We start from the raw sequence: 14,015 nt of genomic DNA on the forward strand, positions 1-14,015 counted from the left end.
TATTGCAGGTTATGATATTAATACTTTCCGGAGAAGGCGATGCCACCACTTTTTCAGTTATCCGCTGGATAGAGGAAATGGGGCATGCTGTGATGCTGGTCAGCGATAAAGATGTTATCGAAAACATCTTTATCGAGAACGATGACATCGTTCTTTATTTTAAAGGGAACAAGACACTGAACTTCAGCGATATAAAGGCATACTGGTACCGCAGGGGAGCCTTCGCTTTTTCCGAAACGTGGCAGAGCAGCGATGTGCCGGATGCTATTTCCACACAGCTGGGGGCGGAGCTCCGTTTTATCCTGGAACTGCTTAATACCCGGCTGGGGAAAATACCCAACCTGAGCGGTAATGGCAATAGCAGGATGAATCGCCTGCTGGTGATGGATGCAGCCAGGGACATGGGTTTTTCGGTACCTGCATTTGGTGTCTTTACCCAGCGAAGCGCAGTGAGGGCGTTTGCAATTAAACATGGAAAAATATTGACAAAGCCTGTCAGCGACGTTAGTTTTTTTAATGAAGGGAACATATCGTACCGTCAGTATAATGCGCTCTTTACAGCTGATGATATAGCGCAACTGCCCGAACGGTTTATGCCCGGCCTGTTTGTGGCATACGTAKAAAAAAAGTATGAACTACGTATTTTTTATATCAATGGCAGGTGCTATACAATGGCCATTTTAAGTCAGCAAGACCCGCTGACACGTATAGATATGCGGCATTACAATTATCAGAAACCCAACCGGAATGTTCCCTATCAGCTCCCATCAGCTATGGAGGATATGATTGGCCTGCTGATGAAACAACTGGATTTAAATACAGGCTCCATCGATATGCTGGTAACCCCTGACGACAGCTTTGTATTTCTTGAAGTGAATCCCGTAGGACAATTTGGAAGTATGAGTGCCAGTTGCAACTATCAACTGGAGCGGGAGGTAGCCACTTACTTAACAAAAATTTCTACCACATATGAGCACGTTGAAAGAGATCTTTGATGGCCATTTCCGGGAGCAGTATCCTCCTTTTTATGGTAAAACCATCTCCTTGCTTGTTGGGAAAGATGGCAATAATACCAATTTCTCAAAGTATGCGCCCTATCATCAATATCACCTGCAGTTGCTGAAGGTAGCCCCATTATATAAACCTGTTTCAAGAATTATAAATACAGCCAATGAACGATCCTGAAAACATTGCCGGTAAATACATGATACGGCTGGCTTCGGGCAGCATTACTGCCGGAGCAAAGAGGGCCCTTCTCTGTGATCTGCAACGCGGGGCCTACTACCTGGTGCCCGGTAGCTTCTATGACCTGATAGATAACTATCATGGCTGGCAGATCCAGGCTATATATGACGAATACGGACCCGAAAATAAACTGGCGCTGGACGAATTCTTTGCATTTATGATAGCAGGAGAATTTATTTTTTTAAGCGATCATATGGCAGACGCAGCACGCTTTATAACACGCTCTCCTGATATCGATTCTCCCGGGATCATACAAAATGCGATCATTGATATAGATAATGCGTCACCGGTTCCGGCAACTTCCATTATTCCCCAGCTCATTGACCTGGGGTGTTTGTCGATACAGATCAGGGTATTCAGAAGTATGAATGCTGATGAGTTGATTTCGCTGGCGATGACCACGGAGGAAACTCCCTGCCGGAACATCGAGTTTATCGTTCCCTTTGACAATAGCTACGAAAATAACAAAACACTTACGGACTACTTCTTCTATAATCAGCGTATTGGTGGCATTGTTTGTTACAATGCCCCCCGGAGAAAAGTGGACCTGTTCGTTGGCGATCAGATTTATATCAGCCAGACCGAAGAAGACATCCGCAGTGAAAAGCACTGTGGGATTTTCGGGCCGGCTTACTTCACGGCTAATCTGCAACATTTTCTTGAATCGCAGCAACATAATACCTGTCTGTGGAAGAAGATCGCGATAGACAAACGGGGGGTCATTAAAAATTGTCCTTCCATGCAGCAGCATTATGGGAACATCACGGATACCCCGTTAAAGCAGGTGGTCAATGAGGAGGTGTTCCGGCGCCTATGGGGTATTCACAAGGAAATGGTAAAACAATGCAGGGATTGTGAGTTCCGGCATGTATGTACTGATTGCAGGGCCTACCTGGAAGAGCCGGCAGATATATACAGCAAGCCGCTGAAATGTGGTTATGATCCTTACACCGCTACCTGGAGCAATTGGGCAACAAATCCGCTGAAACAAAAAGCCATTGATCATTACGAACTAAGAGAAGCTATCCGGCCATGAGCAGATTTCCACATGAACGACAGCGCCATTCTATGGACTGTGGCGCCACCTGTTTAAGAATCATTGCCCGTTACTACGGACGACGGCTGCCGTTAAAGCAGCTGAGGGAAAGCAGTGACACAAGCCGGGACGGGGCTTCGCTGAAAGGGTTGACCAGGGCTGCTGAAGAGAACGGGTTCCGTACTATGGCAGCACGTATCAACTTTGAGAAATTAAAAGATGAAGCACCCCTTCCTCTGATCCTGCATTGGCAGCAGCATCACTTTGTGGTGGTGTATAAAGTTACCTCAAAGAAAGTGTATGTATCGGACCCTGCAAAGGGCCTGATCACGTATTCCACTACCGAGTTTGTAAAGTATTGGCTGGGCGCTGATACCAGGCAGGGAGCAGCACAGGGGATTGTAATGGTACTGGAGCCTACGCCTGCGTTCTATAGCATTGCATCTGGTGAGGAAGAGAAAGAGAGCGGGAAGATCGGTTTCAGGCCCTTTTTGCTGCATTATCTCAGGCCCTATCACAAGCTGATGTTGCAGGTGCTGGCAAGCCTGCTGTTGGGCACCCTGCTGCAACTGGTGGTGCCTTTTTTAACGCAGAACATTGTAGATACAGGCGTGTACAAGAAGGATCTGAACTTTATCTGGCTGGTATTGATCGCACAGTTGATGCTCACGCTTGGCCAGCTATTCCTGGAACTGATGCGTAGCTGGATGCTGCTATTCATGAGTGGCCGTATCAATATATCGCTGGTGTCAGATTTCTTCAGTAAGTTGATGCGCCTGCCTATCCGTTATTTCGACAGCAGGATCAAGGGCGACCTGCTCCAGCGGATCAACGATCATGAACGTATACAGAACTTCCTTACCCGGTCGTCGATGAGCGCCGTATTTTCCATTTTCACCCTGTTGGCCTATAGCCTGGTGCTGGCTTACTATAATGCCTGGCTTTTGCTGATCTTTCTGGGGAGCAGCGTGCTGTATGTTACCTGGATCCTATTCTTTCTAAAGCAAAGGTCCAGGTTGGACTATAAGCGTTTTCACTATGCCAGTGAAAACAACAGCAAGATATATGAGCTGGTGAGTGGTATGCAGGAGATAAAGTTATACAACGCGGAGCTGCCGAAGCGCTGGAGTTGGGAACGCATACAAATCAAATTATATCATGTAAGCATCAGTGCACTGCGGCTGGAGCAGGCGCAGAGTATTGGCGCCAGGATCATTAATGAAACCAAGAACATATTGATCAGTTTCTATGCCGCCAAACTGGTGATAGACGGACAGGTTACGCTTGGTACCATGCTGGCCGTGTCATATATCATCGGGCAGTTGAATAGCCCTGTATTGCAACTGGTTTCAATTATCAAGGAGTGGCAGGATGCGCGCATCAGCCTGGACAGGCTGATGGAAACCTATGCAGAAGAAGATGAAGTACCTATGGAAACAGCAGGAATGCCTTCGCCGGTAGCCGTTCCCGAAGATCATACGATCGATCTCAGGAACGTGAGCTTTTCCTACAATGGAATGATGGCTCCGGTGCTGCGCGACATTACGCTGACCATCCCCGCGGGAAAAGTAACGGCCATTGTGGGAGCCAGCGGTAGTGGAAAAACCACGTTGTTAAAGCTCCTGATGCGGTTTTATGATCCTCAGAAAGGAAGCATCCGTGTAGGTCAGGAGATGTTGCATAAAACAGATCTGCATGAATGGAGAAAACTTTGCGGTGTGGTCATGCAGGAGGGATTCATTTTTAACGATACGATTACCGGCAATATTGCGGTGGGAGAGGACCTTCCAGACTATACCCGTTTGAAGAAAGCCTGTGATACTGCCAATATCAGCTATTTTATAGATGCCCTCCCGTTGAAATACGACACCAAAATAGGACAGGAAGGCATGGGGATCAGTACCGGGCAGAAACAGCGCATTTTAATTGCCAGGGCCGTTTATAAGAACCCGGAAATACTCTTCTTTGATGAGGCTACGTCGGCGCTGGACGCAAACAACGAACGGGAGATCATGGAAAAACTGGACGCCTTCTACAGGAATAAAACGGTGGTTGTTATTGCACACCGGTTAAGTACGGTCATGAACGCCGACAATATTATTGTACTGGACAATGGATGCCTTGTTGAGCAGGGCGGACACTACGAACTTAGCCTGAGTAAAGGGTATTATTATCATCTTGTAAAAAATCAACTGGAGTTGGGAGGATAATAACATGAAAGAACCAATAAATACTACAAATGATGCGGGGCAAATAACCAAGCCGGAAAGAATAATTCCCGCCGAAATAGCGCGCCATATCAGCGTGGGCAATACTTCACCCGAATTTGAAGATGTCCTGGCGCGTACCCCTTCCTGGATCATGCGTTGGGGCATACTGTCCTTTTTGCTGATCGTGATGTTGTTGTTCTCCATTGCTGCTTTTATAAAATACCCGGATACACTGGAAGGAAAAGCATTGATCACTACAGCACCACTGCCGGTAAAAATTAAGGCTTTGGCGGGCGGGCGTATTTTGCAGGTAACCGGTAAGGAGGGCGACCTTGTAAGCGATGGACAGATATTGGCGGAAATGGAGAATAATACAGGCTTAGGTAATATCCGACTACTGGACAGCCTTTGTAACAGGATACGTCTTGCACTGAATCAAAAAGACTTTCATGCGTTGGCAGATTTCAGAGCACACGAATTGGTATCATTGGGAGATGCCCAGGATCATTATAATAAACTTATAGAAAGTACGAGCGCCTTGCTTTTACTGAAAGATCAGGCCATCTATTCAAAGCGCATCGGTGTATTGCAATCACAAAAGAGTAACTACAGGGATCTGGCCTCTATTGCAGATCAGAGCAAATCGCTGACAAATGAAGAGCTGAAAAGAGGGGAAGATATGCTTGCAGCCTATAAGTCTTTATTTGATGATAAAGTGATCTCAAAAAAGGAATACCTGGAAGCATTGGATCAGTATACGCTAAAAAAGAAGGAATGGCAGAATCAGCGTTCAGCAAAACTGCAATCTGCTATCTCTGAAAATGAAAACAGGAAACTTTTAGCGGAGGTGACCTATGAACGTGCAGAAAAGGAGCAGGTGCTGTTGCTGGATATCGAAGAGCAGACCCGAAACCTGCAGAACTTTATCCAGGGCTGGAAGCTGAAATACCTGCTTGTTGCGCCTTATAAGGGACTTGTACACGAGCTGAGGTCTGTGCAGGCCAATGATGTGCTGGCATCGGGCGAGGATGTGTATATGATCACGCCCGAAAAGTTTTCCTTCATCGCGTCCGCTTTATTTCCTTCCGCTAATTTTGGCAAGATCAACAAAGGGCAGCAGGCGCATATCCTGTTGGACCAATTTCCGTATAACGAATATGGATACCTGGAAGGAAAGGTGGTTTTTATTTCATCAACAGCCCAGGCCAACAGTCGCCAGGAATCAGATCAGGCACCTCAATACAGGGTGTATGTGCAGCTGGGCGATAGCCTGGTTACCAGCTATCAACGGCGGATAGCGTTTACACCGGAAATGAATGGAACTATCCGCATTATTACAAAAGACAAAAACCTGCTGCAACGCCTGATGGAGAGTGCCTCAAAAATAAATAAATGAAAAAGATGATGGCGGGGTGATATTGTTGTAACGCAGAACATCTCCTGAACACTGATTCAATAACGGTCGGGTATTGAGCTGCTCCCCGGTGTTATTGCCTGTAGTTTCAGCGCTAAAGCATATGCTCCCTGTTCCAACCTGCATCTTTCAGGCCACCGCCTAATAAGTGGTAGATTGGCAACCATTTATTATTCAGGAAAATTCCCCCTCCAATTGTCGCAAATACCCACACATATTGTCTTAAACGCACTGCTTATCCTATTCCTTATCCGGCTACCTTTGATGATAATTGAACAATGAGTTACATAATAAATGATAATTTAGAACCATGACAAAAAGTAAATTGCTACGAATGGACAACGTCCTCATTGTAGTCAACGATCTTGAAGCTGTAAAAGCCTTCTTTCTTGATCTCGGATTCGAATTGGAAGGCGAAACGATCGTTGAGGGCCCTTCCGTAGATCGTCTTATTGGCCTTCAGAATGTCCGTGCTACTCTTGTGTTTATGCGCACTCCGGACGGCCACGGAAGAATTGAGCTGGACAAGTACCACACGCCGGACGCCATCAGGACTGGTCCTGAGAAGGCTCAGGTAAACGAACTCGGAATCCGCCGTATCATGTTTGCTGTCGATGATATTGATGAAGTGGTGTCGCGTCTGCTTACCCACGGCGCTGAACTGGTGGGAGAAGTGGTGCAATATGGGGATAGCTATCGACTCGCCTACGTCCGTGGTCCCGAAGGTATTATGGTGGGGTTAAGCGAGGAGCTTAAGTAATTATTTGCATGCACCTTATTGTATTTTACAAGTTGTAAACCTTCACAGAATGTTTTACAGGTTTCCTGAGATAAAGAAGGGGCAATAATATTTGAAGGCTACTTCAACACAGACCGCCTTAAATATTATTCGTTATTAAGATTGGGATGCCAGTTCCTGTACATCTTTAATCATATCCGTTATCGCGCCATGATAGGAATGGTCTACGCCTGAGATGATCCTCCAGTTGGCCTGTGGAAGTAGTTGCTGGTAGGCTTCCAGATGTGCGTAAGGAATTACTTCATCATCAAGAGAGTAGTAAAAATAGATGTTCTTCAGTTTGCTGAGGTTAGCCAGGAAATTATCGGCTATTACGTATTCTGACACATCCCAATTCTGATCTTTCCAATAGGGCGGGCCGAATAAGATCATTCCTATTACTTTATCAGGAACGGGTGCACTGGAAAAATGCTTCAATATGATAGAGGCTCCCAGGGAATGACCGAGTAGGATCACTTTGCCCGATAATTTTTTGAGATTAGTTGTTAAAACTTCATTCCAGGACAGATATGTGGGGTAGTCAGCATCGGGCATGGGTGGATATATAACGGTAAACTCATCGCCGAGGTTAGCTCTTAGTGCGTCTACAATTACTTGTTCCTCTTCTGTTGTTACGTTGCCTGCACCCTGGATAAATAATATTTCGTAGCTCATCGTCTCTTAATTTTAATTAGTTAAAACGCCCACTTTAATTTAGTATCGATAACAAAAGGCTAAATGAAATACGCCGATATTCAGACGACAGACCAGTTCCTGCGTTGTTGAATGAAACAGGGAGAGGTCATTGTGGGAAGAACATGACCTCTCTCCGGTATATAGTTTATTATCTAACTATCAGTGTATGCTTCTCTTTGCTATTGGTGGTGACAATTTCAACAAAATACATACCCGGATTTAAACCGGAAATGTTTACCTGTTCCCTTGTGGAATTGCTCGTGAATTTTTGTTGCCGTTTTAAATTACCCTGCTGGTCGTACAAATTGATTTGGGTAATCGGGTATTGTTGCTGTGATTTTGCTGAAGCCGTCATCGAAGCATTAGGCTCAACAGTGGCAACATTTGTCGCTGGATTGGGGGAAATGGAAAAGTTTAAAGCCCCGCAGGAATTTATATTTACAAAAAGCATGGCGGGAGCAAGTCCATCCGGATTTGTAGTACAGTTGTTCGGCACCTTCAATCGAACGGTGGTTGATACTGAGCCGGTAATCACTGTAAGAACTCTGGTTCCCTGTCCGGATACTATTGACCAGCCATTGTTCAGTGCATTTGCCGGAATGATCCAATTATAACTGGTGGCATTTGGCAGGCTATTCGTGCTGTAGGTTGTTACCGTATTGGCGCATAGGGAGGTTTGACCGGATATAGGATAATCTCCCGGAGAGTAATTGCCGACAGTAATAGCTTTGGCTGCACTGGTTGTTCTGCCACAGCTATTTTGGATTCCTGCCGTCAACGTCAGGCTACCACTAGTGCTCATGTTCGTGGTTACGCTATTTCCGTTTGGCGTAAAACTTACAATTCCAGCTGGGGTGGCAGTCCAGGTAACTGCAGCTGTTGCCGGCAATTCAGGTACAGTATAAGTAGCGGAACTACAGAAACCGGAAGGGCCGGAAACAGTGAGAGAAGTTGGCAGGCAAGCATAGTATTTAAGTACAGATGAATTGTAGGGGGTATAGTTTTTATTATGCTTCATCAATGGCCACGATCCCCACTTTGATATAAATACATCCGCCTGTGCTGTTGTGACGGCAGAGTGATCATCACTTGCATAGGATACCTTGGCCGGATAAGTACTGGTATTAGTAACTTCATTATAGCTTCCATCATTCCAGTAAGTATCATCTCCGGGCGTATTTAACCATACACGCGAGCCTCCTTCGGTAATATGCCATGCATATCCATGGCAATTATAAGTTGCCGAAGCATCGTCCATTCTTTGCGCGTTTGGATACTGCGAAGCTACCTGTGCATTGAGGGTTGTTATCTGTGCGGCGGACATTTCCGGAATAATTAACGCCTGAACGGCTGTTCCTTTAGGCGTATATATGGTTGTAGGTGTTTGGCTAAAGACACTATTGAAAGACAAAATGCTTAAGAGAAAAAGAGTATTTTTCATACGGAAAAGGGTTTTGGTTGTGATGGTKGAAACAAAAAGTAATACAAGCACTTGCTAATGTTATTTGATAGTGGATTTGTACTTCTCAACAATTTTGTTGACTGTTTCCGCTTTATATAGCTTGCCTGTCTTTAAAAAACTGCCGATAAGTTCGTCATCAGTAAACACATCGGGGCTGTTTTTCTTCATCATGTTTCCCAACAGAAATGAGGTGGATACTTTATTTATTTCACCAAAAACTTCTTTATATCTGCCCATGCTTAGCATCTTTGCATATGCCAGGCTTTCCAATTCTTTTTGGCTGCGGGCATTACTGTTTTGCAATACCCTTTCTTTACATAGTATGCGCTCTAACAATATTACCTGAAAAGCATACAATCCTTTCTCTTCCTGCTTTTTGCTGCCTGATACAACAGCGTCCGTCGTTATTCCGGCATATTCCTCCTGCAGTGATCGGGCGTTATCTTTACGCTTTAGGAGTTCCTGAAAACCATTAAAATGAGAAATGACCGTATCAATGCCTGACAAAAAATTATCGTAGGCCATAAATTCCAACAGCATTGGATAATTCAAACAGGTTTTTACCAGGGCAGAAGTTGTACTTTGTTCTAAATAACTTTGAGGGAGCTGGCATACTGCCAACATCTCATCATGGGTCTTTAAATTTTTCCATTGCTCCGTTCCCGGCTTTACGGGGAAATTATAGGGTTCATTTGTTTGGGCAAAAACTATTGTAACCATAAAAATACAGATTACAAACAAGTAGAGCTTCTTCATAGGGTATTGGTTTGAAGGTTAAAGATGTATGGAATTTACGGAAAATTATTGATATGTGGAATTAATTGTATGTGTTGGGGCGTCTTCGGCTATTATTGCGGGTTTTTGCTTTTAGCGACCTATCAAAACTTACGTGGATTTGTTTATTTCAAATTTCGCTCTTTTAAAAGATTTTCTAATTCTTTCTGATTATACTTTGAATTATTAATCAATTTATATGCGAAAAACAAAGGTATTAGTGTAAGAAAGCCTAAACTGTTTTTCATAGCGCTGAAAAATACAATTCCTATTAGGAAGCCAATTAATACAGCATTAGTTATAGCAATTGATTTTATTTTTTTTGCTTCCTGTAGCAATTCCTGGTCTGTTAGTGCTGTTAGTTTTTTTTGTTTCATGGGCAAAATTCCGGGTATTAAATTATTTTGTTGATGTCGGTCAATGAAGCGTAATATCAATACACGCTATTATGAATAGGCTACTTTCCAAACAAAATAAGAATATTTTATATCTTCACCGGGCGTAATAAAGAAAATATTGCAGAGGATGTTGTATTGTTGTGATATTCTAGTGTCATGTTGTTACTGTTTTTATTTCGAAGATGAACCTTATTTTCTGCCTCCACCTATCTTTATTGCATTTTATGCCAACAGTGCCTATTGTTTCAATGGACACAACAGCGCATTATTTTATAAAACGTTTTACTGACGAAGATGGTCTGCCGCAAAACAGCATCAAAGGCATTGTACCGGATAAGAACGGCTTTTTGTGGCTGGCCACGGAAAACGGATTAACAAGGTTTGATGGCAATTATTTTCTCAATTTCAACAGCGATAACCTACCCGGTTTGAAAAGCAGCAGGATGTCCAGGATCTATCCTAATGATACCGCCATCACTGTAGAAACGGATATAGAGCAGATATTAACGGTGACGGAAAGTACGGTAAAGCGTATAGGAAAGGAGCTGTTGGGATATAAGTATCAGCAATACAAGGCTACCAGGAATGAGTTTTACCCCATCAGGGGATGGCCCGATGATTATGCCGCACATTTTGCAAAGGAACGACCTGTTGTTATACCGGGGGGGACGGACAGTTATTTTGCGGTAGCGCATGATACCATCTCTTTTGTAAAGCAGGAAAAGGTAGCCTACCACATCATACAGCCTCAGCTCGACCTGTTGCATTTGTTTGTTTTCGGTAAGCAACTTTTTTATTTAAAAAAAGATGGGAGCATAATAGGCTGGGAAAAAGACCGGCAAGTAAAAGTATGGCTTACAGGGGATCTGTTATCTGATCCCTCTTTTGGTAAATGTGAGATGGAATTGTTCTGGAACCTGGCAACGCACCAGGTTTTTGTTTATACAGGTAACAACTGTTATCAATTGCAGCCGGAGCCAGGGGGAGGTATGCACAGTTCGATAGTGCTGAGGGATTTTGATTTTCACCAAAACTATATTACTTCGATCTATTATAATCAGCTTAACAGTAAGCTTTTCCTGGGAAGTTCCACGAGGGGGCTCTATATCTGTACCCGGCAACAATTCACGGTGCGCAAAACGAATACTTCAGGAACTGAAGTCTTTTACGCACAGGCTCCTTTTCCGGGAAATGCGGTGGTAACAACTTCCGGGCTCGTTTTTAACCAGAACGGAAAATACAGTTGGCTGCCATTGTCATTCAATAAGGAAAGTGTGCTGGAGAAATATGCGCTTACCCGGGATAAGCAGGGGAAGTACTGGGGGAGATCAGGACTGACGCTGGTTTGTGTATCACCGGACTTTAGCCAGGTATTGCGCAAAATTGAATTACCATTTCTTATCGGGCAGGTGTATACCGACCGGGATGGAATTTTATGGGTAGGGGGAAAATGGCCCGGACTATACTATATGAAAACAGGTGAGCCGGAACAGGGATTACAACTTCTCCCGGCTGCTGTTGAAGATGTGACCTTCATAAAAGAAGGGAAACCAGGGGTTTTATGGATAGGTACCGGTAATGGACTATACCGGGTACATTTGCCATCCGGACGTACAGATACCATCAAAGGTCTGGAACGGGGAGCTGTAAGAAGTATTTATATTCCCAAAGAAGGGGAAGTCTGGATCACTACCTATAACCTGGGCGTTTTTCTTTACCGGAATGAAAAACTGGTGGCGCTGCCGCAGGACCGGCAGCGGTATATGTCTACCACCCATTGTATCACGGAAGATGATGATGGTTATTTCTGGCTGACAACCAACAAAGGATTATTCAGGATCCGGCGACAGGATGCCCTCGATTTCGCGGAAGGGAAGCAGCGGGATTTATTTTATTATTATTTCGGAAAGGACCAGGGTTTTAATACAAACGAGTTTAATGGAGGCTGTGAGCCCTGTGCTTTTCAATTTGAGAATGGCGATGTTTCATTACCATCGATCGATGGTTTGGTGCAGTTTGACCCGTCTTCCATCCGTATGGAGATACCTGATAAAGGAATTTATTTAGACTGGGCGGAACACAACCTGAAATTAACGGCGCCGGGAGAGCGTTTCGATCTGCCGAATAATTTTCAAACCTTCCGGATACATGTCAGTTCGCCGTATTTTGGTGATTCACGGAACCTGCAGTTTTATTATTCCCTGGAAAAAGAGGACCAGGAAGAAGAACAGCTGATATGGCTGCCGGTGAGCAGCGACAGAACAATTACTTTTACCTCGTTACCATCAGGGGAGTATCGTATCCATATCAGGAAGCTGAAAGGATTTGGGAGAGATCAGTATATTGAAAAGGTAATCGCCATTCATATACAGCAGGCTTTTTATGAAAAAGGGTGGTTCAGGCTGGCGGTATTCATCCTGTTAATCTGCCTGGTCGTGTTATTTTACAAAATACGCATCAGGCATATCCGGGAGAAGAACAGGCAATTGGAATTAAAGGTAATGAGTCGTACCCGGGAGCTGGAAGAAACAATGACGATACTCAGTGAGTCAGACAAGCAATTGCGTAAACAGAGTTTTATGCACGAACGTTTGCTGGCAGCCATCACCCATGATATTAAAACGCCGCTGCGATTTTTGCTCAGGGTTAATAAAGATGAACCATTGTCCGGTGTGCTACAGGAGAAGGAAATAAAAACAGTGACGTATGATAGTCTTTACCGCATGCATCACCTGGTAGATAACCTGATACATTACATGCGGACCTCTTTCCTGACCGGTGAATTTTCGGAAGAAGCTGTGGACATTTACCAGTTAATGGAAGAAAAAATGGAAATTTTCAGGCCGGTATCCACGTCAAAGAATATACAGATCATCAATCACATTTCGCCAGGAATGGTGGTGAAGGTAAACAAGCTGTTACTGGCGGTTGTGTTGCATAACCTGTTAGACAATGCCGTAAAATATACCGCCAGGGGGTATGTGAAATTAACCGCTGAAAGAGATGACCGCATATTGACCGTACATTTGCTGGATACCGGTACAGGCATGCCGCCGGCAGTAAGAGACTGGATCAATCACATGAGAAATGAAGATCCCGGGTATTCCGGCAGTGGCGGGATTGGACTGATCCTGGTCATGGAATTGCTGACAGTGATAAACGGTAAGTTGTTAGCTTATCCGGGCGTTGATGGAGGCACCAGTGTATCTTTGCAGCTTCACCTTAATGGTGGCTAGTTACCTGGTACATCTGTGCTTTTTCCATTAGGGCGATCATATTTTTTACGCCTACTTTTTCAAAGATCCGCGTTTTGTAAGTGCTGACGGTTGTTAACTGCAAATGAAGTATTTCCCCGATTTTTATCAGGGAGTGCCCTTTTGTAAGCAGGTTCATGACTTCAATTTCCCGGGGAGAAAGCACCGCAAAAGGGTTGCTGTGCTGCTCCCGTTGCCCGGTAAATTTGCCTATCAACTGGTCCCGGACAGCCTTACTGATATACTTTTCACCCATCAATACGGCATTGATCGCCGTTCTGAATTCCTCATCCGGGGAATTTTTTTCGATATAGCCATCCGCACCTGCCTTGAGGTAGTTAAGGGCATATAGTATTTCATCGTACGCAGAAAAAACCAGGATCCTGATATCGGGTTGCCGTAGTTTTACCGCATAAATCATTTGCAGGTTGTTCCCGCCAGGCATATTAATGTCCAATATCACGAGGTCGAAGTTGTTGGCTTCAATAAGAGAAATGGCATCATCAAAGGTTTTAGCTTCGGCAACAGACATGGCTCCAGGCAGTGAGCAGATAATTTGTTTCATACCAAGTCTTACGATGGCGTGATCATCTGCTATTAGTACATTCTTCATTTCTATTCCAAGTTAGGGATCGGGCTAGCATAGTTGTTTGTCGACGCTAAATTAACATTTTTTTCTTCGTATATATATGACAGTGGGTGTAGTTTTTTTTACCGGACCATCCTGCCTCATCGTTCCCTCAGATAA

At 44.3% G+C, this 14,015-nt stretch carries 12 protein-coding genes; 7 read left to right on the forward strand and 5 right to left on the reverse strand.

Annotated elements, in window-relative coordinates:
• Positions 1 to 11 precede the first annotated feature (11 nt).
• The 6 genes from gwsG (at position 12) to AC1DCV_RS33770 (ending at position 6,665) form a co-directional block, all read left to right on the forward strand.
• Positions 12 to 995 carry a grasp-with-spasm system ATP-grasp peptide maturase gene (gene gwsG, locus AC1DCV_RS33745; protein WP_477027305.1) on the forward strand — a complete coding sequence of 328 codons (984 nt, stop codon included), beginning with the start codon at positions 12 to 14 and terminating at the stop codon, positions 993 to 995.
• On the forward strand, positions 970 to 1,185 hold the full coding sequence (locus AC1DCV_RS33750) for a hypothetical protein (protein ID WP_477027306.1): 216 nt from the start codon (positions 970 to 972) through the stop codon (positions 1,183 to 1,185). Before gwsG ends, AC1DCV_RS33750 begins: the two co-directional genes overlap by 26 nt.
• Positions 1,172 to 2,281 (forward strand): grasp-with-spasm system SPASM domain peptide maturase, encoded by a 1,110-nt coding sequence (gene gwsS, locus AC1DCV_RS33755; RefSeq protein ID WP_477027307.1) that lies wholly within the window; start codon positions 1,172 to 1,174, stop codon positions 2,279 to 2,281. Before AC1DCV_RS33750 ends, gwsS begins: the two co-directional genes overlap by 14 nt.
• The gene (locus AC1DCV_RS33760; RefSeq protein ID WP_477027308.1) at positions 2,278 to 4,491 is read left to right on the forward strand and encodes a peptidase domain-containing ABC transporter; all 2,214 of its coding nucleotides are present in this window, start codon (positions 2,278 to 2,280) and stop codon (positions 4,489 to 4,491) included. Before gwsS ends, AC1DCV_RS33760 begins: the two co-directional genes overlap by 4 nt.
• 4 nt (positions 4,492 to 4,495) lie before the next feature.
• Entirely contained in the window at positions 4,496 to 5,887 is a 1,392-nt protein-coding gene (locus AC1DCV_RS33765) for a beta-barrel domain-containing protein (protein ID WP_477027309.1), read from the forward strand.
• Positions 5,888 to 6,239: 352 nt separating this feature from the next.
• Positions 6,240 to 6,665, forward strand: a complete 426-nt coding sequence (locus AC1DCV_RS33770) for a VOC family protein (RefSeq protein WP_477027310.1) — start codon at positions 6,240 to 6,242, stop codon at positions 6,663 to 6,665.
• 135 nt (positions 6,666 to 6,800) lie between these two features.
• Here AC1DCV_RS33770 and AC1DCV_RS33775 read toward each other — a convergent pair whose 3' ends face one another.
• The 4 genes from AC1DCV_RS33775 to AC1DCV_RS33790 form a co-directional block, all read right to left on the reverse strand.
• A complete protein-coding gene (locus AC1DCV_RS33775) occupies positions 6,801 to 7,358 on the reverse strand; it encodes an alpha/beta hydrolase (protein WP_477027311.1) in 558 nt (185 codons plus the stop codon).
• 169 nt (positions 7,359 to 7,527) lie between these two features.
• Complete coding sequence (locus AC1DCV_RS33780; protein ID WP_477027312.1) at positions 7,528 to 8,820, reverse strand: T9SS type A sorting domain-containing protein; 1,293 nt, start codon at positions 8,818 to 8,820, stop codon at positions 7,528 to 7,530.
• 60 nt (positions 8,821 to 8,880) lie between these two features.
• A complete protein-coding gene (locus tag AC1DCV_RS33785) occupies positions 8,881 to 9,561 on the reverse strand; it encodes a hypothetical protein (protein WP_477027313.1) in 681 nt (226 codons plus the stop codon).
• A 179-nt stretch (positions 9,562 to 9,740) separates the two neighbouring features.
• Complete coding sequence (locus tag AC1DCV_RS33790; protein WP_477027314.1) at positions 9,741 to 9,992, reverse strand: hypothetical protein; 252 nt, start codon at positions 9,990 to 9,992, stop codon at positions 9,741 to 9,743.
• 245 nt (positions 9,993 to 10,237) lie between these two features.
• Here AC1DCV_RS33790 and AC1DCV_RS33795 point away from each other — a divergent pair, with 245 nt between their 5' ends.
• Positions 10,238 to 13,249 (forward strand): sensor histidine kinase, encoded by a 3,012-nt coding sequence (locus tag AC1DCV_RS33795; RefSeq protein WP_477027315.1) that lies wholly within the window; start codon positions 10,238 to 10,240, stop codon positions 13,247 to 13,249.
• On the opposite strand, the gene AC1DCV_RS33800 is transcribed toward AC1DCV_RS33795, so the two are convergent.
• Entirely contained in the window at positions 13,236 to 13,880 is a 645-nt protein-coding gene (locus tag AC1DCV_RS33800) for a response regulator (protein WP_477027316.1), read from the reverse strand. The genes AC1DCV_RS33795 and AC1DCV_RS33800 overlap by 14 nt on opposite strands.
• Between the last annotated feature and the right edge of the window lie 135 nt (positions 13,881 to 14,015).

Source organism: Chitinophaga sp. 10T418 (assembly GCF_056394125.1).